Source organism: Plantactinospora sp. KBS50 (genome assembly GCF_002285795.1).
Lineage (GTDB): Bacteria > Actinomycetota > Actinomycetes > Mycobacteriales > Micromonosporaceae > KBS50.
In genome coordinates, this window is record NZ_CP022961.1 from 2,399,351 (window position 1) to 2,419,525 (window position 20,175).

The window sequence follows — 20,175 nt, forward strand, 5'->3', positions numbered from 1 at the left end:
TCAATCCTGCCCTGATCTTGTCACGCGCGCCAACCGGATGCCGTGCGCTCGTACACCAGGTCGAAGATCGGGCGCCCGGCGGCGGCGGCCCGCCGCTCGAACTTCGTCACCGGACGCTCCGGCGGGCGCGGAGCGAATCCGGGGTACGCGTTGCCCAGCTCCGGGTCCGCGTCCAGCGTCTGCCGCATCGCGTACGCGTAGTCCGGCAGGTCCGTGGCGCAGTTGAGCCGGCCGCCCGGCGCCAACCGGTCCCGCAGCAGCGCCACGTGCGCCGGCTGGATCAGCCGGCGCTTGTGGTGCCGCGCCTTGGGCCAGGGGTCAGGGAAGAAGACGTTGATCGCGGCCAGCGCGCCCGGCGGGATCATCCGCCGGAGCAGGACCAGGGCGTCGCCGTCGGCCACCCGTACGTTGTGCAGCCCGCGCCGCTCGATCACCGCGAGCAGGTTGGCGATGCCCGGCGTGTGCACCTCGACCGCCAGGTAGTTGCGCTCGGGATCGGCCGCCGCCATCGCGGCGGTCGCGTCGCCCATCCCGGAACCGATCTCCAGCACCACCGGCGCGCTCCGACCGAACAGCCCGGCCAGATCGATCGGGTCGGCCGGCTCGGCGGCCGTGCCCGCCGCGGTCGGCCCGGCGGGGTGCGTGCCGGCGGGGTGCGGCTGGGCGGCGGTCGGCTCGGCGGAGTGGATGCCGGCGGCCGGCTCGTTCGGCACCGGCAGGCCGTACCGGGGCCAGAGCCGGTCCAGGGCGTCCAGATGGCGCCCGCTGAGCCGGCCGCGACGCGGGTGGAAGGTCCGGACGGTGGCCCGGATGCCGGAGTCGGCGGGGGTCCGACCGGTCGCGGCGGTCGCGGCGGTCGCCCGGGAGGTCGTGTCGTTGGAACTCACGAGGGCCCGAGCCTACGCCCAACCGGGCAAGCGGCTGTGCCGCACCCATCGGAGATGAGAGGATTTCTACAAACGGCGGAGGTGGCCGGGGCGACCCGGCGCACGGCGCCCGGAGGTGATCATGCGCTCGATGCGGCACGCCGGCCCCCGACGGCCGGCGGCGTTGCTCGGCCCCGCGTTGCTCGGCCCCGCGCTGGTCGTCGCGGTGTTGGCCGGTCTTGCGCTGGGCGTCGCCGCGGTGCTGCCGGTGGCCACGCCCGCGTACGCCGCCAACGTCTTCGTCCAGCTCAACCCCGACACCGTCCAGGCCGGCAGCCTCGTCGGCATCCGGGCGAGCTGCCAGGACAACTCCCAGCCGGCAACCGTCGAATCCGGCGCGTTCGGCACGGTCACCGTGCAGCCCCAGCAGGACGTGCTCACCGCCGCGGCGCTCGTGCCGGCGGACACCAGGGCCGGCACCTTCCGGGTGAAGCTGAACTGCCCGGGCGGCCCGGACGCCACCGCCAGCCTGATGGTGCTGGCGGCCGGACAGCCCAGCCGCGGGCCGGCGACCGGCTTCGGCGGTACCGCGGGGCAGGGGTCGGGCGGTGGGCTGCTGCTGGTCGGGCTGCTGGCGGTGGCGCTGGGTGGTGTCCTCGGGGTGCTGACGCTGCGCCGGCGGGCCGTACCGGTCCGGGTCCGCGCGGGTCGGCGCCCGGTCCGCGGACCGGTCCGCCGCTAGGCCATGCCCGCGATCCACCACGTCCGCCGGCCGGCGTTGCGGCCGCGCCGCGCACCGCGGCGGTACGCGCCGGAGCGGGACCGGCGGCGGTGGTTCGGACCGGCCTCGGTGCTCCTGCTGCTGTTCGGCGTCTTCGCCACCGGTGCGGGGCTCGGCCAGGCCAGCCGTGGCCCGTGGGCCTGGCTCAGCGGTGGCAACAAGCCGCCGCCCCGATCGTTCCCGGTGCTGGAACCCAGCTCGCCGGTGAAGCTCGTGGTCAGATCGATCAAGGTCGAGGCGCCGGTGATGCGGGTCGGCCTGGCCGAGGACGGCTCGATCGCCGTACCGGAACTGGCCAAGCACAACCAGGTGGGCTGGTACGACCGGGGTCCCACGCCCGGGCAGTTCGGGCCGGCGATCATGGTCGGGCACGCGGACACCAGGTCCGGGCCGTCGGTCTTCCACGACCTGGTCCGGCTGCGTCCGGGCGCCCGGATCGAGGTGTCCCGCGCCGACCGGTCCACCGCGATCTTCGAGGTCAACTCGGTGGAACACTTCGACAAGGGCAAACTGCCGGCCCAGCGGGTGTACGGCGACTACAGCCGGCCCCAGTTGCGGTTGATCACCTGCGGCGGCGACTGGCTGGGCGGCAGCGTCGGCTACTCCGACAACGTGGTGGCGTTCGCCTCCCTGATCGGCTCGCGCAAGCTCTGACCGACCGACCGACCGTGGGGTGGGGGAGGGCGTCGTGATGAATCCGGCGTCGGAGATGCAACGCCTGGCCGGGAAGCCGACCATGGCCCCCGCCGGTGTTCCGTCAGGTCCACCGGAAGCCGTAGCGGAGATGGCGCTTCGGGTGTCTTACGCGAAGCGCATGAGAAACCCTGTTCGTGGTTGTATCGAGATTTCTGACTATCGCGAGCTGTGTATGCGTGCCGCCCGACTGTGGCTTCTTCTCGTTCCACTCGAAACCGTGTACCTCTGCGGGCTCCTCATCCTTGGGAAAGACGAGGGTCACCTCGAGTTGAACGACGCGATGTGGTCGTGCGCCGGCGCGGAAGAAACGCAACATCGATAGCACGTCGTCCTCCATGACGGTGACCAGTCCGGCTCTGCTGCTCTGGCCGCGGGGAATCGCCTTGCCGAAGTAGATCCAGCGCTGGTAGCTGCCGTCTTCTTCGGGGTATCCCGAGTGTAGGGCCGTGTGCGTCGCGTCGAGTGGGGCCACGGTGGGTGACACACTCCCTTGGCCGGTGCAGTGCCAGGGAAACGCGACGAGTCGCACGCCGTCCTGCCGCGCCATGACCACTTTCTCGTGCGTGAAGGTGTACCGACGGTGGGTTCCGGCGCGTTGCACGAGCAGCGTCGCTCGTTGGAGCAGAACGATGTAGGGGGAGCCGCTGCGTGTCCGGTTGCCCAGTCGGGCAGCGGTTGCTGTGCCGGCGATGACCGCCAGGGCACTGGTCGCCGCGGCGGGAGGCGGGAACCGGTGCCAGGCGAGGTACATTGCGGCGCCGGTTGAGGTGATGAGTGTGATGAACAGGGCCAGCGCCTGGGCGGTTGCCGCCGCGTCCCGCAGGTCTTGGAGAAGTGGACTTCCGAGAATCCTGGAAAGTGGTGTCACGGCGTCCCCTCCGTGGCGCGCCTCGTGCGGCCCGACGTCCGACTCTGCAGCAGCCGGATTCATGGTCGCACCCGGGCGCCAGCCAGGGAGCCGGGGTGGTCCGGCAACTGGCGGTGCGGCGAGCGTCCGCTGAAGGCTTGGCTACGTCCGGACCAAATCCCGCCGCGGCCCCTGTTCCGTCCGTCACCGCTCGCCGACAATTCGATGTATGGACATCTCTCGTCGTAAAGTTCTCGCCGGAGCCGCCGGTGTGGCCGGTGCCGTGGCCGGCGCTCCGCTGCTGTCACCGCAGGACGCGGCCGCCGGTCCGCTGGCGGCGCTGCCCAGCCCCGCCGCCTCGGGGATCGAGCACATCGTCGTCGTGTGCATGGAGAACCGCTCCTTCGACCACCTGCTCGGCTGGCTGCCCGCCGCCGACGGCAAGCAGGCGGGGCTGTCCTTCGCGGACCAGTCGGGGACCGTGCACCCGACGCACCACCTCACCACCACCCAGGGCTGCGCCTGGTCGGACCCGAACCACTCGTACGACGGCGGGCGGACCGAATACAACAACGGTGCCTGCGACGGCTGGCTGCGGGCCAGCGACGTCTTCTCGATCGGCTACTACCAGCAGAACGACCTGCCGTTCCTCGGCAAGGCGGCACCGGCGTGGACGGTCTGCGACAACTTCTTCGCCTCCACGATGGGGCCGACCTTTCCGAACCGGCTCTACCTGTGGGGCGCGCAGACCGACCGTACCTCCAACACGTTCAGCTTCACATCCATCCCGACGATCTTCGACCGTCTCGCCGCGGCCGGCGTCTCGCGCCGCTACTACTACTCGGACGTGCCGTTCTCGGCCATGTGGGGGCTGCGGTACCTGGGCTTCAGCAAGAGCCTGGACACGTTCTTCGCCGACGCCGCGGCCGGCACGCTGCCCGCGGTCAGCTACGTGGAGCCGGCCCTGTTCCTGGAGGCGGTCGACGGCCTGTCCAACGACTACCACCCGCACGGCGACATCCGTAACGGCGAGGCGTTTCTCAACCGGATCTACCAGGCGGTCACCCGCGGACCGGGGTGGCCGAACACGGTGCTGGTCTTCACCTTCGACGAGTGGGGCGGCTTCTTCGACCACGTGCCGCCGGCCAGCGCGCCGGACACCAACCCCGCGCAGACCGGCCTGCGCGGCTTCCGCATCCCCACCCTCGTCGTCGCGCCGACGGCCCCGCGCGGGTCGGTGGCACACGGCCTGTACGACCACACATCCATCCTCAAGATGATCGAGTGGCGGTACAACCTGGCGTCGCTGACCCCGCGGGACGCGGCGGCCAACAACCTGGCCGAGGTGCTCGACTTCGGCACGCCCGACCTGAGCGCCCCGCAGTGGGACGTGCCGAGCGTGTTCGTGCTGCCCTGCTTCGCCCAGGGCGGGCGGAGCGCCGCCGAGGCCGAGGCCGCCCGGTTGCAGGAGAACGCCGACTGGGCCTGGCTGCGCGGCGCCGCGATCGAGGCCGGCTGGCCGCTGAGGCAGCGGTAGGCGGGGCTCACCCGGTGCGCCGGCCGATCCGCAGCACACTCAGGTAGCGGCGGGGCGCCCGGTCACCCATCCGGCCGCGGATGCGCTCGGCCACGGCGTCCAGCAACGGCTCGCGGACGTCGGGGTCGAGCCTGCGGTAGATCGACAGCGAGCGCAGGAGATCGGCGAAGCCCTCCCCGTCGAGCCACTGAACGGCGGGGTACCAGCGCGCCACCGGCGGGTCGAACAGGCCGCCGGGATCCGCGACCTCGCCCCACCCCCGGTCGGTCGCGCGGACCCGCTCCTCCAGCGGAGGGTGACCCCAGTCGGGGTTGCCGGGCGAGAACCGTTCGTGCAGGTCGGCGGTCTCGGCGTACACCTCCGGCTCCCCGGGCCGGCGGACCACGACGTTGCCGATCAGGGCCAGCCAGCCGCCGGGCCGCAGCACCTGGTGCGCCCGCGGCCAGCCGACCGCCGGGTCCACCCAGTGCCACGACGCCGCGGCCACCACCGCGTCGAACCGCCGCCCCCGGTCCGGCCAGCGCTCGAAGGTGGACGTCTCCACCGTGACGTTCCCGGCGTGGGCGAGCCGCTGGCGGGCCAGCGCCGCCATGGCCGCGGCCGGTTCGACGGCGGTCACCGGGCCGCCGAGCGTCGCCAGCGAGCGGGTCGCCTGACCGGTACCGCAGCCCACCTCCAGCAGCGCGGACCGGGCGTCCAACCCGGCGATGGCGGCGAGGTCGGCGAACAGTCGCGCCGGGTATCCCGGCCGCACCCGGTCGTACAGCTCGGGCACCTCGCCGAACACCCGACCGAGATGACGTCGGTTCCGGTTCACGTCCACCATCGCCCCCGCCGCTGTCCGTGGACGGCCGACCGCTGGGGCTAGCCGGCGTCCGGTGTCACGTCGACCACGATCGGCGCGTGATCGGAGGGTCCCTTCCCCTTGCGGGCCTCCCGGTCGACGTACGCCGACCGTACGTTGTCGGCCAGCGCGGCGCTCGCGTAGACGAGGTCGATCCGCATCCCCTTGTTCTGGTGGAACATCCCGGCCCGGTAGTCCCAGTACGTGAACGGGTGCGGCCCCTTCATCGGGGTCGGCACCACGTCGACCAGGCCGAGTTCGCGCAACTCGGCGAGGGCCCGCCGCTCGGCCGGCGTGACGTGGGTGGAGCCGGCGAACAGGCTCGGATCCCACACGTCGGCGTCGGTCGGCGCGACGTTGAAGTCGCCACAGACGGCCAGCGGCACACCGGAGCGCAGTTGCGCGGCGAGCGCGTCGCGCAGCGCCGCGAGCCAGCCCAGCTTGTAGCGGTAGTGCGGCGAGTCCGGGGTCCGGCCGTTCGGCACGTAGATCGACCACACCCGGACCCCGCCGCAGGTCGCGGCGATGGCCCGGGCCTCGGGCAGCGGGAAGCCGGGCTCGTCCGGGAAGCCCACCGCCACGTCGTCCAGCCCGGCCCGGGAGAGTACGGCCACCCCGTTCCACCGGCCGTCGCTGTGGCTGGCCACCGCGTACCCGAGCTCACCCACCTGCTCGACCGGGAAGGCCCCGTCCGGGCATTTCGTCTCCTGCAGGCACACCACGTCCGGTTCGGTGGCCGCCAGCCAGTCCAGCAGCCGCGGCAGCCGTGCCTTCACCGAGTTGACGTTCCACGTAGCCAGGCGCATGCCACCCAGCCTGCCCGATGTGCCCGCGCGACGCTCAGCCGCCCGGGTTCTCTCCGCGGTTCTGCTCGGCCAGGAACCGCTCCAGCTCCGCGCCCAGTTCGTCGGCCGTGGGCAGCGGGCCGGACTGCGAGGCCAGCAGGTTGCTCCCGGTACGGCCGCGGGTGAACGCGTCGTACTGCTCCTCCAGCGCCTGGACGAGGGTGGCGGCCTCCGCCGTCCCGGCGACCTGCTGGTCGATGTCCGAGCGCACCTCCTCGGCGGCGGCCCGCAGCGCGTCGCTGGGCAGCAGCAGCCCGGTGCTGGTGGAGACCGAGCTGAGCAGCAGCTCGGCGGCGGCCGGATACTCGGCCTGGGCGACGTAGTGCGGCACGTGCGCGGCGAATCCCAGGGCGTCCCGGCCCTGCTGGCCGAGCCGGAACTCCAGCAGGTGACCCGCGCTGCCGGGCACCTGTACCCGTTGCAGCCACGGTTCGTGGCCGACGATCAGCTCGCGGCGGGTGGCGTGCGCCGTGACCCCGGCCGGCCGGGTGTGCGGCACCGCCATCGGGATCGAGTTGAGTCCCACGGTCAGGCGCACGCCGAGCCGGTCGATCAACGCGATGACCGCCGCCACGAAACGCTCCCACTGGCCGTCCGGCTCCGGGCCGGTGAGCAGCAGGAAGGGTACGCCGCCGGCGTCGGTGAAGGCCCGCAGCTCCAGCCGCGGGTCCTCGTAGCTGTGCCAGCGGTCCTCGATGAAGATCATCGGGGGTCGCCGGGACCGGTAGTCGATGAGTTGGTCGACGTCGAAGGTCGCCACGAGCTGACCCTCCAGCGTCGCGGCCAGGTGCTCCCGGGCCAACCGGGTGGCGTTGCCTGCGTCCACGAATCCGGTGAGTGCCTGGATCAGCACCGGCTTGCCCAGCTCGGGCAGGTCGTCGGAAACTTCGTACAGCTCGTGCGGATCACGCACCGGTCCAGACCTCCTCCATGCCACGGGTCGCGCCCGCGGACGCCCCTGTCGGGCACAACGCTGCCGCCATCTTCGTCCATCCCAGCCAAGCATCCCGAATCGCGGTCGCCATCGAGGACCGGTGGTGACGTGGATCTCCACGTACCGGACGGCGAGTACCCGACTCGCATCCCGTTGCCTTCGCTGGAGGACTCCGTTTGGGCGCTGTGCATCGCGGCACACTTTTCTTGCCGTCCCGATGGTCCTGGCCAGCGAGTCATGAACCACTAGCTGGACAGCGCCTCGGCGGGCTCGACACGTGCCGCACGAGCCGCCGGGTAGACCCCTGCGAGCAGACCGATGAGCGTGCCCAGGAGAGGAGCGGGTAGTGCGATGGCCGGGTCGACTACCGGAGTCCATTGCTGGGCGGCAGCCACGAGCATCATGCATATGATGGCAATACCGAGGCCGATCGTGCCACCGATCGTTCCCAAGGCCGTGCTTTCCGCGAGAAACTGGGCGGCGATGTGGACTCGTTTGGCACCGAGCGCCCTGCGTAGGCCGATCTCGTGAACTCGTTCGAGAACGGCGACGATAGTTGTGTTGGCGATGCCAACGGCCCCGATTGCGAGGCATATGCAGGCAAGAATCATGAGGAGAGATGATAGATCAGAGTCGATCTGATTGCGTAGCGTACTCGGGTCTGGCGGTGCCGTGGTGGTGAAGCCCTCGGGTAGATCCGGCCGTATCGCTAGGGCCGCCTGTTCCGCGATGGCCTCCGCGGCGCCCAGCTGCGTGTCCACGACCATCTGGGCCGGTTGGGAAGGGTCGGGACGACTGCCCCAAAGGCCCTCAACAGTATGTCGCGGTAACATCACGGCACCAAGCAGTTCTGGATGGCGATCGACGTCGGCTATGATGCCGATCACCGTTATCGGCGTGCCGTTGACGAGGATTGCGGGTCCGTTGCCGTCCAGGCCGGAAATGCCGAGACTGCTCGCCGCCGCGGATCCCAGAACGGCTACGAGTTCTCCACGTGTGTCGTGAACATCGGCGAAGGCCCGTCCCTGCGCGAACGTCGCGTGGACGGCGTTGAAGATTCCTGGGGAGGCGGCAACCACCGGCATGTAGTCGTCGCCTCGCTCGCCGGGCAGTGGCACGCCGACAACGGAGGTTATGTCGTCCGGGTGCACGGTCCAGAAGACACCGGCCGCGTTCACGCCGTTCAGCGACCGAACCCTGGCATCCGAGTCAGCGGGAAACAGGGAGGCCGTACGCAGTCCCGCGGCATCAGGAACTTCCGTGACGGTGACTTCGGTGGCGGCCAGGGCGGTGAACCGTTGGCTGATCTGCCCCCTGGCCGTGCTGGTGAGGCCAAGAACGGCGACGAAGGATCCGACTCCGAGCACTACACCGACGATGGTCAGGGCCGTCCGCGCAGGACGCTGAAGAATTCCGGCTATCGCTTCGGTAACCAGGCCGTGGACGCCGAGCCGTGAGCTGGCACTGCTGGTACGGCGTCTCCGCCGTATCATGTACAGCCCTCGCATGAGTGGACCGTCCACGGTCCATGATCCTCTCCGTGCGCGATGGCGCTGAGCTGTCCGTCGCGCATGGAGACGATGCGTTGAGCACGCCCAGCGACGAAGTCGTCGTGGGTGATCACGATGATCGTGGGGCCGTCCGTGCGGATATCGTCGATCAAATCCAGCACGCCTGCCGCTGTGACGCTGTCGAGGTTGCCCGTTGGCTCGTCGCAAAGCAGCAGACTGGGCTGCGGCGCCAGTGCTCGAGCGATCGCGACCCGTTGACGTTCTCCGCCGGAGAGCTGGTTTGGTGTTGCATTGCGGCGGTGGGTCAGCCCCACTTTTTCAAGAGCCTCGGCCGCCACCGCGCTGCGCGCCTTCAGCGATATGCCTTGGTAGAGCTGGCTGAGCATGACATTTTCCAGCGCTGTTCGGTGCGGTAGGAGGTGGAAGGACTGAAACACGAAGCCGATACGGTGGCCGCGTAGGGCCGACATTTCACTATCGGCAAGGTCGGCGGTATTGAGACCGTCAAGGAGATAACGGCCCTGTGTCGGACGCTGCAGTAGCCCGAGAACGTTGAGAAGTGTCGACTTTCCGGACCCAGACGGTCCCACAAGCGCGACGTGCTCGCCATGAGCCACAGCGAGGTCGGCGGCGCGCAGTGCCTTGACCTGAGGCGGCCCCGGATAGGTCACGGCGACGCCGATCAGCTCGATAAGGTTGGTGCTCATGATCCGCCGTCACCGCTGCGCACCCCGATCACGACACGGTCACCCGGCGCCAGGTCTCCCGAGGCCGGTGTGACCGCCACAAACCCCTCGCCGCTGATGCCCGCAACGACAGCCACCTGCTGCTCACCGGTGGGGTCAGCGCGCAGCAGGTAGGTCTTGCCGTCTGCTCCCGAGAACAATGCTGAGACAGGCACGGCCAACACATCCTTGCCGCTGGAAGCGATCTCCACGGTAACGAGCGCCTGAAGTCCAGCGGAGCTGGCGTCAAGCGGTTTCTTCGGCGTGATGAAGACCGGGTATGTCGAGGGCTGCCCGTCGTTCTGCTGGAGGGCACCGATACTGGTCACGTCGGCGCCGACCTCCGCGTCCGAGCCGATCACGACGTTGGCGGGCATCCCTTGTTGCAACAGCTCCCGCTGTGCCGGGCTGACGTCTGAACGTACTACGAGCGGTCCACTGGCGAGAGTGACAAGCGGTGACGTGACGTCCGCACCGACGATCGCCTTCAGTTGCGGCACGCGTGCCGGGAACGAAGGCAGGAAGATCACTTCCGATTGCGGCAGCATGGGACCAGTGGTGCGCTTGAGCTGTTCGAGTCGATCACGTGCGACAGCAAGGTCCTCTTTGGCGCGATCCAGCTGCTTCACTGCCTGGGCGTGGGATGCTGTGCCACCGGGCGTTTCCGGGTCGGCCTCGGCAAGATCACGAGCGTCGTCGACGCGTCGTTCCGCCTGTACTACGGCGGCTTCAGCGGCCTGGACGGCGGCGGCATCAGCTTCGCCGGTGGTGGGAACTGAGTAGCCGAGCCTCGAATACAGAGCCGATACGGCGTGCTTTGTCCCCGAGCCGAAGCGTCCGTCGTACTCGTCGGGAGCGTGGCCGAGCCGTCGTAGAGCCTGCTGTAGTTGGGCGATGTCCTTGCCCGTCGCTCCCGGCCTGAGGTCCCTGTACGCCGGCACCACGCCGGGCAGAGCGATCAACGGCCTTCCGGCAACCTCGACCAGTACGGTCCCTGCCTTCACCTCATCGCCCTGCTTCACGTAGACGCCGGTTACGACCGGCCGTGTTGCATCCGTGCTCGGCACCGGTGTAGCTGTGAAGAGCTGAAGGGAAGTCGTCTCGCCTCTGACAACTACCGTGCGTCTGACCGGCCGTTGCACGACCTCGGCCGTCAAGGTTGTCGGGTTCGGCCCTTTCGCTTCGGCAGCCAGTTGTTGCGGCGACTTCATCCAAAGTGGGGAAGCCAGTCCGAAGGTAGCGACAACGCCCGATCCACCGACAAGCGCGGCAAGTAAGCGTCGCCGCGACGCCAAAGGAGGGCTTGCCTTGGTCGGCTGCTTCTGAGAGCGGGCCTCGGAGGACGGCTTTATGGAGTTCATTGCCCGGCGCTCGCGACAACGTCGTTCGACTTGCGTACGACCTCATCACACCATTGCGTCCAGTCGCGCAGCTTCTCGGAGTTTTCCTCCAGTAGCAGCCGCTGGTAGGCGATGTCCGCGGCCACCCACGCGCGGAGCAGTCCCGTCTCCTTCTTGCATTGAATATCAGCGGCGGCCAATCTTGCCATCTCCGACTCATCGCCCCTGGCCGGTACTATCTGGAACGGCTCCGCGGGATCTTTGAAGTCCCAGCCCTGCTTCTTCAAACAGTCCGCCCAAGCGGAGACGAGAGGCGCGACCCCACTGTGCTGACGCGCACGCGTGACGGCGTCCCGTTGCAGGGTTTCTACCAGCTGCCCGTCGGGCTGACGGTCGAGACCGATATCCCGGTGTGCGGAGCCCTGGCATCCCCCCTCCGGGACTTCCACACCGTTGAACAGGCGGGCAGGACCAACCAGCAGTCGCTGCCAGTCGGCTGGCACCACAGCTGGGAAGGGTTCCCCACCGCCTCCCCATGGGGGTGGTGAGTAGCCGTACTGCCTCGCGGTCTGCTCATCCCAGAGCCCGTACCAGTCCCAGACAGGGTAGGGCCGTGCATCCGGTGGCGCCGGCAGGGGCAGGTCCAAGCCGAACCTACGGAAACACGCCTGTTCCAGGAGAGCCACCCCGCGCTCCACGGTGTGCACAAATTCGTTGCCGACATTGTAAGTCCGCAACGGGTAGTCGATTGCCATGGGGTTCACCGCCCCTGGATCCAGCTCCATCACGGACGGATCCAGAGCAGGCTCGTGCGTCGCGGTCTGTCCGCTCGCCGTACATGCCGTCGCCGTCAGCAACGAGGCCGCGGCCAGCAGCAGGGCCACCCCTTGCTTGAGCACCCCGCATCCCCCTAGCAGTACTCGTCTGTGTGTGTTGCTGGGGGCGCGCAACACAACACGTCCCCAGCAACACCTTACGTACCCGAACAGCTGTTCTTGAGCGTGTCGACACGCCGGTCTCGGGGTGGTGGCCACGCCGGCGTCGACCACTGCGGTGGAGTTGGCGTCTCGGTTCGGTCCGGCGCAGGTGGCCATATGTGTTCATGCGATCACGTCAGGCATTCAGGTTCTCGTGGGATCGGTGGCCGGCATGGAGCGGGTGGTGCCGCTTGTGGTGCGAAGCGAGACCGCTTCATGCGGTTGCGGGGCGCAGGAGTCGCCTCGACCATGGCTGTGCAGGTGCAGTCGGTGCGCGCGGTGTCGTTGGCGACGGCCATTCTGGGTAAGGATGACGGCTGCCGACGTCGTTCGGCGCGGTGCGGTGACCGCGTCGAGCAGAGATCCAGGAGGGTGCCGTGACCGACACCACACGCGGCGGGGTGGTGGGCGAGGACGCCGAGCCGTCCGGACCGGCCTCGCTGCCGGCGGGTCTGTGGGACCGGATGCGCCAGGATCCGCAGTACGCCCCGGAGCACCTCGCGCTGGAGGCGGTGCGCCGGTGGGGTCCGGAGGCGGCCCGCTGGGCGCAGCGGACCCGCGCCGCGCGGCCGGGGCTGACCGGCGACGAGCTGGCCCAGCTGGCCACCCGGCGGTTCGTCAACCTGGCCCGCCTCTCGGGCGCGGTGTCCGGGGCCGCCGGGCTCTCCGCCGCGATCATCGACGTCGGCGTGCTGGCCTGGACGCAGGCCCGGATGGTGCTGCACATCGCGGCCGCCTACGGCGTCGACCCGACCCGGCCGGAGCGGGCCAGCGACCTGCTGGTGTTGCAGCGCGTGCACAAGGTGACCGAGAGCGCGCGGCTGGCCCTCGGGGTGGCGGCCGGTCGGGAACGCGCCAGCGCGCTGTTCGCCCGGACCGAGACGCCACTGCACCAGGCGTTGCTGCGGCTCAGTGTGCGGCTGGCCCGGATGGCCGGGGTGCGGGCGGTCAAGCGGGTGTTCGCCAAGGCGGTGCCCGGGGCCGCGGTGCTGCTGGGCAGTTGGGCGAACTCCTCGGCCACCACCGAACTGGCCCGGCGGGCGCGGGAGCTGTACCGGCCGGGGCCGGGCCGGGTGCCGGCGCAACGCGGGTCGGAATCCGCGCCAGCCGGGTCGCAACGCCCGCAAGCCGGGGCGGAATCCGCGCGAGCCGAGCCGGAACCTCCGCAAGCCGGGGCGGAATCCGCGCGAGCCGAGCCGGAACCTCCGCGAGCCGAGCCGGAACCTCCGCAAGCCGGGGCGGAACAGCCGCCGGGCGAGTCGGAGCGTCGGGAACGTCCGCGACGCGGGTCCTGACCGCCGGACCGGGGCCGGCGGCGCCGTCGGCGTCGGCGCCCGCTCAGGAGCCGAGCCGCCAGGCATGCCAGGCGGTCGAGGCCAGCAGGTGCTGCCCGTCCACGTCGGGATGGAACGAGTCCAGCGGGTTCACCATGTCCATGGTGATCTTCACCCGGTGCACGGCACCGCCGTCGTACCGGCATCGCTTGCCGTACCCGGCGCAGGCGGCGGCGAGTTGGTCGTCGTACGCGTCGATCCGGGCCGCGAACGCGGCGCGGCGGTGCGCGTCGGCCGCGGCGGTCGAGGTCGGATTGGCCAGCAGCGAGGGGCACACCCCGTGCGCCCAGACCCGCACCGCGAGCCGGTCGGTGTGGCCGGCGGACCACAGCCGGTTCAGGTCCGGGATGCTGGCGACCAGCACCTGTGCCTTGGGCCGGCCCTTGCGCAGGATCCGCAGCGCGTGGTCCAGATCGGCGCGGAAGTCGGAGACGCTCGTCATCTGGTCGATGTCGGGCCGGCACGCGTCGTTGGCGCCGATCAGGATCGTCACGTAGTCGGCCCGGTGCCGGACCGCGGCGCTGGCCTGGTCCGGCAGGGCGGTCGCCCGGGCCCCGGCGACCGCCTCGTTGTGCGTGTCCAGCCCGAGCCCGGGGTCGTCGTCCAGCAGCCGGCTGCGGATGCTGTCGACCCGGATTCCGCTGCCGGTGGACCAGGAGTTGCGCGGGCAGGAGGTGAGCGCCAGGCACGAGCCGAAGGCGGTGGTGATCGAGTCGCCGAGCGCGGCGATCGAGGCGGACCGCTGGTGCGGGGAGGGGCTGTGCTCGGGGCGGTGGATGTCGCCCCCCTCGCAGGCGATCCCGACAACGGCGAGGGCGATCGCCGCCACGGCGGCGATCCAGCGGCGAGGCATCGGACTCCCGGGTTCTACCGACGGCAACTGCCCGGCTACTGTACGGTGTCCTGCCGGCCCGCCGGAAGGGTCCGCCCGGTCACCGGACAGTTTGCCGTACGCCGGCACGGGTAGTTGCACCAGATGGCAGCACGGCAGCAACCACGCGGTGCCCGCGGTACGGTCGGACACGCCTACAGTGCCCTCAACCTGCGGCTGATCCTGGCGTCGTTCGGCCTGGTGGTCAGCCTGGTCTTCGGGATACTGGTGGCCCGGGCCGGCTACTGGCCGCCGGCGGCGCTGCTGTTCCTGCTCGCCGTGGTCGCGGCCGTCGACCTGGTTGTCGTGCAGCGCCGGCGGATCGCCCGCCGCCGCGCCGAACCACCGGGTACGCACCACTCGCCCTTCGAGTGAACGGGAGTACGGGATGTCCATGGCCAGCGTCAACCCCGCGACCGGCCAGACCGTGAAGACCTTCGACGAGAACACCGACGAGCAGATCGACGCCGCGATCGGCCGCGCCCGGGCCGCGTTCCTGGCGCTGCGGCAGACCACCTTCGCCCAGCGGGCCGGGTGGATGACCGCCGCGGCCGACCTGCTGGAGCGGGAGATCGACGACGTCGCCCGGATGATGACCACCGAGATGGGCAAGACGCTGGCCGCCGCGAAGGCGGAGGTCACCAAGTGCGCCAGCGGATGCCGCTTCTACGCCGCGAACGCCGAACGATTCCTGGCCGACGAGCCGGCGGACGCCGCCGCGGTGAACGCCACCCGCGCGTTCACCCGGTACCAGCCCATCGGCCCGGTACTGGCCGTGATGCCGTGGAACTTTCCGCTCTGGCAGGTGATCCGGTTCGCAGCCCCGGCGCTGATGGCCGGCAACACCGGTCTGCTCAAGCACGCCTCCAACGTGCCGGACACGGCGGTCTACCTCGGCGAACTCTTCACCCGTGCGGGCTTTCCGGCCGGGGCGTTCGAGACCCTGCTGATCGACTCAAAGCAGGTGGAGCGGGTCCTGTCCGACCCCCGCGTCCGGGCGGCGACGCTCACCGGCAGCGAGCGCGCCGGCCGGTCCGTCGCGGAGATCGCCGGCCGGGAACTGAAGAAGACCGTCCTCGAACTGGGCGGCAGCGACCCGTTCGTGGTGATGCCCTCGGCCGACCTGGACCGGGCCGCCGAGGTCGCCACCACCGCGCGCTGCCAGAACAACGGCCAGTCGTGCATCGCGGCCAAGCGGTTCATCGTGCACACCGACGTGTACGACGCGTTCGCCGAGAAGTTCGTGGCGCACATGTCGGCGCTGCGGGTGGGCGACCCGATGGCCGGCGGCACCGACGTGGGGCCGCTGGCCACCGCGCAGGGCCGCGAGGACGTCGAGAAGCAGGTACGCGACGCCGTCGACCGGGGCGCCCGGGTGCTCTGCGGCGGGACGCGCCCGGACGCCCCCGGCTGGTTCTACCCGCCCACCGTCGTCGCCGACCTCACCCCGCAGATGCGGATGTGGTCCGAGGAGGTGTTCGGCCCGGTGGCCGGGCTGTTCCGGGTCTCCTCGTACGAGGAGGCGGTCGAACTGGCCAACGCCACGGCCTTCGGGCTCGGCTCGAACGCCTGGACCCGGGAACCGGCCGAGCAGGAGCGGTTCGCCGTCGACCTGGACGCCGGCGCCGTCTTCATCAACGGGATGACCACCTCGTACCCGCAGCTGCCGTTCGGCGGCGTGAAGAACTCCGGCTACGGGCGCGAGCTGTCCGCCTGGGGCATCCGGGAGTTCTGCAACATCAAGACGGTGTGGCTGGGCGAGGGCGCGGCCTCGGCGGGTACGGCGCACTCCGAGTGAGCTGACCGGGTCGGGCACCCTACGCTTGGCGCCATGCATGGGTTGTCCGATGTCGTCATCCTGCTCGCCGTGGCGGTGCTCGGTGCGGCGCTGGCGCGGCGGCTCGGGCTGCTCTCGCCGATCGTGCTGGTGGTGGTCGGGCTCGGGCTGTCGTTCATCCCGGGCTTCCTGGACGTGCACCTCGAACCGGACCTCGTCCTGGTCGGGATCCTGCCGCCGCTGCTGTACATCGCCGCGCTGGAGACCTCGGTCCCGGCCTTCCGTACCAACATCCGGCCGATCCTGCTGCTCGCGGTCGGGCTGGTGCTGTTCACGGCGCTGCTGGTCGGGCTGGTCGTGCACCTGCTGCTGCCGGCGGTGCCGCTGTCGATCTGCGTCGCCTTCGGAGCCGTGGTGGCCCCGCCGGACGCGGTCGCGGCCACCGCCGTGGCCCGGCGGATCGGGCTGCCGCGCCGGCTGGTCACCATCCTGGAGGGCGAGAGCCTGATCAACGACGCGAGTGCCCTGGTGCTGCTGCGCGTCGGCGTGGCGGCGGCCACCGGCCCGGCGCTGGACGCGCTGCAGGTCGGCCAGGAGGTGCTGGTCGCCGCCGGTGGCGGGGTCGTGGTCGGAGCCATCGGCTTCTTCGTCTTCGCCCAGTTGCACAAGCGCACCCGCGACCCGCTGCTGGACAACGCCCTGTCGCTGATCGCGCCGTTCGCGGTGGTGCTGCTGGCCGAGCCGATCGGCGCCTCCAGCGTGGTGGCCGTGGTGGTGACCGGCCTCGGGCTCGGGCACAAGCTGCCGGTGCTGATGTCCGCCGGCTCCCGGCTGCAGATGGGCGCGTTCTGGCGGCTGGTCCGGTTCCTGCTGGAGGGCCTGGTCTTCGTCCTGGTCGGGTTGCAGCTACGGGACGTGCTCAGCGGCCTGGACCGGCCGCTCGGCACCGTCGCCGCGGTGACCGGCGCGGTGCTGGGAACGGTCTTCCTCACCCGGTTCGTGTGGGTCTTCCCCGCGGCGTACCTGGGCCGGTTGGTGCCCCGCACGCGCCGCCGCGACCCGGTGCCGCCGAGTTTCCCGGCGGTGATCGGCTGGGCCGGGATGCGCGGGGTGGTGACCCTGGCCGCGGCGCTGGCGCTGCCGCTGAGCCTGCCCGGCGTGCCCTCCTATTCGCGTAACCTGTTCGTCTGGATCGCCTTCGCGGTCATCGTCTTCACCCTGGTGGTGCAGGGAGCGACGCTGCCCACCGTGGCCCGGATGCTGCGGGTGCCCGCCGACGACCCCACCCAGGACGCGCTGGCCGAGGCCGGCGTCCAGCAACAGGCCGGCCGGGCCGCCCGCAAGCGGCTGGAGAAGGCCGCCGACGGCGCGCCGGAGGCGGTGGTGACCCGGCTGCGCCAGCTCATCGAGGATCGCACCAACACGGCCTGGGAACGACTGGGTGGCGACGAGCGGGAAACCCCGTCCCAGGCGTACGGTCGACTCCGGCAGGAGATGATCGACGCGGAACGCGAGGTCTTCCGCCAGGCCCGGGACGACGGCCGGATCGCCGAGGAGGTGCTGGTCCGCGCCTATCGTGACCTGGACCTGGAGGAGTCGATACTGAGACGGAGTGAGAGATGAGCTGCACCCACCTGACCGAGGCCGGCACCGCGGAACCGGAGACCACCGGTGAATGCCCGGAGTGTGTGGCCATCGGCGCCGACTGGGTGCACCTTCGCTCCTGCCTGACCTGCGGGCACGTGGGTTGCTGTGACTCGTCGCCGAACCGGCACGCCACCGCGCACTTCCAGACCACCGGGCACCCGGTGATGCGCTCCATCCAGCCCGGCGAGAGCTGGCGGTGGTGCTTTGTGGATGAGGAGATCGGCTGACCGCCCTGCGGTAGGACTTCACCCGCCCGCGGGGTGTCGCGCTGTGGCGTCGATCGGCCACAATGGGTCGCTCGAACCCGGTGGGGTGGTGACGGCAGGCGGGAGGCGGCGTGAGCCAGGACAGCGAACCGGCCCGCGCCGCCGGCGGGTCCGGCCCGACCGCCCCGCCGGCCGAGCGGGCATCGCTGCCGCGGGTGCTCTGGTTCCGCCGGTTGCGCCTGGTGGCGCTGCTGGTGGTGCTGGTGCTCGGCGGGGTGGCGGTGGTCCGGGTGGTCACCGCCGGCGGGCCGCCGACCCGGCAGGACCTGCTGGAACGGGCCGGCCTGGTGGGCAAGCAGCAACTGACCATCGGGGTGAAGGACGACCAGCCGGGGATCGCCCAGGTGGCCCCGGACGGCAGCTACGCGGGCTTCGACATCGACATCGCCATGATGATCGCCGGTGACCTGGGCTTCGCGCCGAGCGCGGTGCGGCTGCTGCCGATCGAGAGCGAGGACCGGATCCGGCGGCAGGCCCGCGACGGCGACCGGTTCGTCACCGTGGACATGGTGGTGGCCTCGTTCAGCATCACCCAGGACCGGATCGACCACGGCGCCACGTTCTCCGCGCCGTACCTGAGCACCGAACAGTCGGTGGTCACCCTCAAGACCGACGAGCGGCCCGTGGACAGCCTGCGCGACCTGCGCGGCAGGAAGGTCTGCACGCTGGCCACCTCCACCGCCGAGGACAACCTGCGGAACCTGGGGGCGCAGGTGAGCACGCGCAAACGGGTCAGCGAGTGCGTGCAGGACCTCTACGACGGCCGGCTCGACGCGGTGATCACCGACGCCGCGATCCTGGCCGGCTTCGTGGCGCACCGACCCGGCGACCCGTGGCTGGTGGAACGCGCCAAGCCGTTGCGGCAGTGGGACATCGGCGAGGCCGGCCAGGAACTGTACGGCGTCAACACCGGCTCCAACGTGGCGCTGCGCGATCTGGTCGACCTGTCGCTGTACGGGTCGGCGACCGACCCGAAGGACCGGCGGTGGGAGGATGCGTTCGACCGCAACCTGCGCTGGGAGCAGCCGGCCAACCTGCCGCAGCAGGTCGCGGTGGACCAGCAGCCCGCTGCCCGGAAGGTGGAGGTGCGGCAGTGGCCGTGGGAGACGGTGGCCCTGCCACCCCCGGTGGCGTTCCGCCGGGCCGCCCGGACCGGCGCCCGGGCGCGCGGACGGCGCAGCAGTGGCTGCTGACCCTGCTGCCCGCGTTCCCGGTCCTGCTGCTCGTGCTGCGGCTGTGGCAGCTCAGCCGGCAGGACATGTCCACCATGCTGCTGCTGGTGCAGTACGTCAGCCCGCTCGGGCTGCTCAGCGCGCTGCTGATCGCACTGGTCTGGGCCTTTCCGTTCGGCGTGCTGGTGCTCGGCGTGCTGGGTTGGCTGCTGCGGATCAGCGCCCCCGACCGGTTCGACCCGGAGCGCTCGCTGCTGGCGTCGGTGGCGGCGCGCACTCCCGGCTGGGTGTTCGCCGGCGCGATCGTGCTGGCCGCGCTGACCTGGCAGCTACGCTTCCTGCCGACCCTGCTGATGCTGGCGCTCTGGCTCGCCGGGCTGCGGGCCCGGTACCGGTGGCCGGACCGGCCCGACCGGCTGCTGGCGGTGGGCGTCGCGCTGCCGGTCCTGGCGGCGCTTGTCGCGTACGGCTGGCTCGGGCCGGCGATCGTGTCCGCGCTGCGCGGCGGCGAGCTGGTGACCGGCCTGCTGCTGGCGCTGCCCCCGGCCGGCGCCGTGGTGCTCACCGGCCCGGTGCCGCGCCGCCTCGCGCCGGCCGTCACGCACGGCGCCGCGTACGCGGTGGCGGCGGTGGCGCCGTTCCTGATGGGTGCGGTCTTCCTGCGGGCCGCGGTGCTGCCCAGCGCGGCGGTCGAGGTCGGGCCGGAGCCGCCGGCGACCGGTCCGGTCGAGGTGGTGGTGGGGCAGGTGGTCACCGTGACCGATCGGATGACCGTGGTGCTGGACGAGCGGGGAAACGTGCGGTTCGTCCCGAACGAGGAGGTGCGGGCTCAGGTGCTCTGCCTGGAAACCACCCGGATACCGCGCAGTGCGGTCCGGGCGCACGCCTGGCCGGTGGAGGAGACGGCGCTCAACTGGGTGATGCCGCGCCGGACGGTGATCGAGCCCGATCCGCGCTGCGCCGGCCGGGTCGCGCCGCCGGCGCCCGCCGGTTCCCCGGCCGCGGGTTTCCCGGCGCCGGGTCCGTCCGCGCCGGGTCCGACCGCGTCCGGTTCGCCGGCCTCGGGCTCGCCGGCTCCGGCTTCTCCGGCCGTTGAGTCGAGGCCGACCGGCCGGCCGGACGCGACGGCGGTACCCGGATGACGGCGGAGCACCCCACCGAGCCGGCACACCGGACAACCCGCGGTGATCTAGTAGAGACAACCG

19 protein-coding genes and 1 pseudogene are annotated in these 20,175 nt (G+C 71.0%); 10 read left to right on the plus strand and 10 right to left on the minus strand.

Annotated elements, in window-relative coordinates; all coding sequences use genetic code 11:
• Window positions 1-20 precede the first annotated feature (20 nt).
• Window positions 21-812 (minus strand): tRNA (guanosine(46)-N7)-methyltransferase TrmB, encoded by a 792-nt coding sequence (trmB, locus tag CIK06_RS10615; protein WP_198348307.1) that lies wholly within the window; start codon window positions 810-812, stop codon window positions 21-23.
• Between the two features lie 205 nt (window positions 813-1,017).
• Here trmB and CIK06_RS10620 point away from each other — a divergent pair, with 205 nt between their 5' ends.
• Together CIK06_RS10620 and CIK06_RS10625 are read left to right on the plus strand one after the other, a co-directional pair.
• Complete coding sequence (locus CIK06_RS10620) at window positions 1,018-1,608, plus strand: hypothetical protein (RefSeq protein ID WP_232534142.1); 591 nt, start codon at window positions 1,018-1,020, stop codon at window positions 1,606-1,608.
• 3 nt (window positions 1,609-1,611) lie between these two features.
• Window positions 1,612-2,301, plus strand: a complete 690-nt coding sequence (locus CIK06_RS10625) for a class F sortase (RefSeq protein ID WP_095564689.1) — start codon at window positions 1,612-1,614, stop codon at window positions 2,299-2,301.
• A gap of 103 nt (window positions 2,302-2,404) precedes the next feature.
• Here the strand turns inward: CIK06_RS10625 and CIK06_RS10630 are convergent, their stop codons facing one another.
• Window positions 2,405-3,211: a hypothetical protein gene (locus CIK06_RS10630; protein ID WP_157756701.1), complete on the minus strand. Its 807-nt coding sequence runs from the start codon at window positions 3,209-3,211 to the stop codon at window positions 2,405-2,407.
• Window positions 3,212-3,461: 250 nt separating this feature from the next.
• Between CIK06_RS10630 and CIK06_RS10635 the strand changes: the two genes are divergently transcribed.
• Window positions 3,462-4,727, plus strand: coding sequence for an alkaline phosphatase family protein (locus tag CIK06_RS10635; RefSeq protein ID WP_198348183.1), 1,266 nt, complete (start codon window positions 3,462-3,464; stop codon window positions 4,725-4,727).
• A 7-nt stretch (window positions 4,728-4,734) separates the two neighbouring features.
• On the opposite strand, the gene CIK06_RS10640 is transcribed toward CIK06_RS10635, so the two are convergent.
• From CIK06_RS10640 to CIK06_RS10670, 7 genes are all read right to left on the minus strand, one after another.
• Window positions 4,735-5,544 (minus strand): class I SAM-dependent methyltransferase, encoded by an 810-nt coding sequence (locus CIK06_RS10640; protein ID WP_198348184.1) that lies wholly within the window; start codon window positions 5,542-5,544, stop codon window positions 4,735-4,737.
• Window positions 5,545-5,591: 47 nt separating this feature from the next.
• Window positions 5,592-6,377, minus strand: a complete 786-nt coding sequence (locus CIK06_RS10645) for an exodeoxyribonuclease III (protein WP_095564693.1) — start codon at window positions 6,375-6,377, stop codon at window positions 5,592-5,594.
• A gap of 34 nt (window positions 6,378-6,411) precedes the next feature.
• Window positions 6,412-7,329: a proteasome assembly chaperone family protein gene (locus CIK06_RS10650; RefSeq protein WP_095564694.1), complete on the minus strand. Its 918-nt coding sequence runs from the start codon at window positions 7,327-7,329 to the stop codon at window positions 6,412-6,414.
• Window positions 7,330-7,595: 266 nt separating this feature from the next.
• A complete protein-coding gene (locus CIK06_RS10655) occupies window positions 7,596-8,858 on the minus strand; it encodes an ABC transporter permease (protein WP_095564695.1) in 1,263 nt (420 codons plus the stop codon).
• On the minus strand, window positions 8,840-9,568 hold the full coding sequence (locus CIK06_RS10660) for an ABC transporter ATP-binding protein (protein WP_095564696.1): 729 nt from the start codon (window positions 9,566-9,568) through the stop codon (window positions 8,840-8,842). The genes CIK06_RS10655 and CIK06_RS10660 overlap by 19 nt, the downstream gene beginning before the upstream one ends.
• Window positions 9,565-10,797 (minus strand): peptidoglycan-binding protein, encoded by a 1,233-nt coding sequence (locus tag CIK06_RS10665; protein WP_157756702.1) that lies wholly within the window; start codon window positions 10,795-10,797, stop codon window positions 9,565-9,567. The genes CIK06_RS10660 and CIK06_RS10665 overlap by 4 nt, the downstream gene beginning before the upstream one ends.
• A 146-nt stretch (window positions 10,798-10,943) precedes the next feature.
• Window positions 10,944-11,825: a hypothetical protein gene (locus CIK06_RS10670; RefSeq protein WP_095564698.1), complete on the minus strand. Its 882-nt coding sequence runs from the start codon at window positions 11,823-11,825 to the stop codon at window positions 10,944-10,946.
• Between the two features lie 542 nt (window positions 11,826-12,367).
• Between CIK06_RS10670 and CIK06_RS10675 the strand changes: the two are divergent.
• A pseudogene (locus CIK06_RS10675) lies at window positions 12,368-12,991 on the plus strand (EcsC family protein); the annotation flags it as partial.
• Between the two features lie 250 nt (window positions 12,992-13,241).
• On the opposite strand, the gene CIK06_RS10680 reads toward CIK06_RS10675, so the two are convergent.
• Window positions 13,242-14,090: a GDSL-type esterase/lipase family protein gene (locus CIK06_RS10680; protein WP_095564699.1), complete on the minus strand. Its 849-nt coding sequence runs from the start codon at window positions 14,088-14,090 to the stop codon at window positions 13,242-13,244.
• Between the two features lie 123 nt (window positions 14,091-14,213).
• Here CIK06_RS10680 and CIK06_RS10685 point away from each other — a divergent pair, with 123 nt between their 5' ends.
• From CIK06_RS10685 to CIK06_RS10710, 6 genes are all read left to right on the plus strand, one after another.
• On the plus strand, window positions 14,214-14,483 hold the full coding sequence (locus tag CIK06_RS10685) for a hypothetical protein (RefSeq protein WP_095564700.1): 270 nt from the start codon (window positions 14,214-14,216) through the stop codon (window positions 14,481-14,483).
• Window positions 14,484-14,496: 13 nt separating this feature from the next.
• The gene (locus CIK06_RS10690) at window positions 14,497-15,906 is read left to right on the plus strand and encodes an NADP-dependent succinic semialdehyde dehydrogenase (protein ID WP_095564701.1); all 1,410 of its coding nucleotides are present in this window, start codon (window positions 14,497-14,499) and stop codon (window positions 15,904-15,906) included.
• Window positions 15,907-15,939: 33 nt separating this feature from the next.
• Window positions 15,940-17,508 (plus strand): Na+/H+ antiporter, encoded by a 1,569-nt coding sequence (locus tag CIK06_RS10695; RefSeq protein ID WP_095564702.1) that lies wholly within the window; start codon window positions 15,940-15,942, stop codon window positions 17,506-17,508.
• Window positions 17,505-17,759, plus strand: coding sequence for a UBP-type zinc finger domain-containing protein (locus CIK06_RS10700; protein WP_095564703.1), 255 nt, complete (start codon window positions 17,505-17,507; stop codon window positions 17,757-17,759). The genes CIK06_RS10695 and CIK06_RS10700 overlap by 4 nt, the downstream gene beginning before the upstream one ends.
• 110 nt (window positions 17,760-17,869) lie before the next feature.
• On the plus strand, window positions 17,870-18,991 hold the full coding sequence (locus CIK06_RS10705) for a transporter substrate-binding domain-containing protein (protein WP_095564704.1): 1,122 nt from the start codon (window positions 17,870-17,872) through the stop codon (window positions 18,989-18,991).
• A complete protein-coding gene (locus CIK06_RS10710; RefSeq protein WP_198348185.1) occupies window positions 18,892-20,112 on the plus strand; it encodes a hypothetical protein in 1,221 nt (406 codons plus the stop codon). The genes CIK06_RS10705 and CIK06_RS10710 overlap by 100 nt, the downstream gene beginning before the upstream one ends.
• The last annotated feature ends 63 nt before the right edge of the window (window positions 20,113-20,175 follow it).

What these genes read in the sequence shown, in the direction of transcription:
- CIK06_RS10620 (WP_232534142.1), top strand. Translation starts at nt 1,018, where the DNA reads ATGCGGCACGCCGGCCCCCGACGGCCGGCGGCGTTGCTCGGCCCCGCG.
- CIK06_RS10625 (WP_095564689.1), top strand. Translation starts at nt 1,612, where the DNA reads ATGCCCGCGATCCACCACGTCCGCCGGCCGGCGTTGCGGCCGCGCCGC.
- CIK06_RS10645 (WP_095564693.1), bottom strand. Translation starts at nt 6,377, where the DNA reads ATGCGCCTGGCTACGTGGAACGTCAACTCGGTGAAGGCACGGCTGCCG.
- CIK06_RS10655 (WP_095564695.1), bottom strand. Translation starts at nt 8,858, where the DNA reads ATGCGAGGGCTGTACATGATACGGCGGAGACGCCGTACCAGCAGTGCC.
- CIK06_RS10660 (WP_095564696.1), bottom strand. Translation starts at nt 9,568, where the DNA reads ATGAGCACCAACCTTATCGAGCTGATCGGCGTCGCCGTGACCTATCCG.
- CIK06_RS10665 (WP_157756702.1), bottom strand. Translation starts at nt 10,797, where the DNA reads ATGAAGTCGCCGCAACAACTGGCTGCCGAAGCGAAAGGGCCGAACCCG.
- CIK06_RS10680 (WP_095564699.1), bottom strand. Translation starts at nt 14,090, where the DNA reads ATGCCTCGCCGCTGGATCGCCGCCGTGGCGGCGATCGCCCTCGCCGTT.
- CIK06_RS10685 (WP_095564700.1), top strand. Translation starts at nt 14,214, where the DNA reads ATGGCAGCACGGCAGCAACCACGCGGTGCCCGCGGTACGGTCGGACAC.
- CIK06_RS10690 (WP_095564701.1), top strand. Translation starts at nt 14,497, where the DNA reads ATGTCCATGGCCAGCGTCAACCCCGCGACCGGCCAGACCGTGAAGACC.
- CIK06_RS10695 (WP_095564702.1), top strand. Translation starts at nt 15,940, where the DNA reads ATGCATGGGTTGTCCGATGTCGTCATCCTGCTCGCCGTGGCGGTGCTC.
- CIK06_RS10700 (WP_095564703.1), top strand. Translation starts at nt 17,505, where the DNA reads ATGAGCTGCACCCACCTGACCGAGGCCGGCACCGCGGAACCGGAGACC.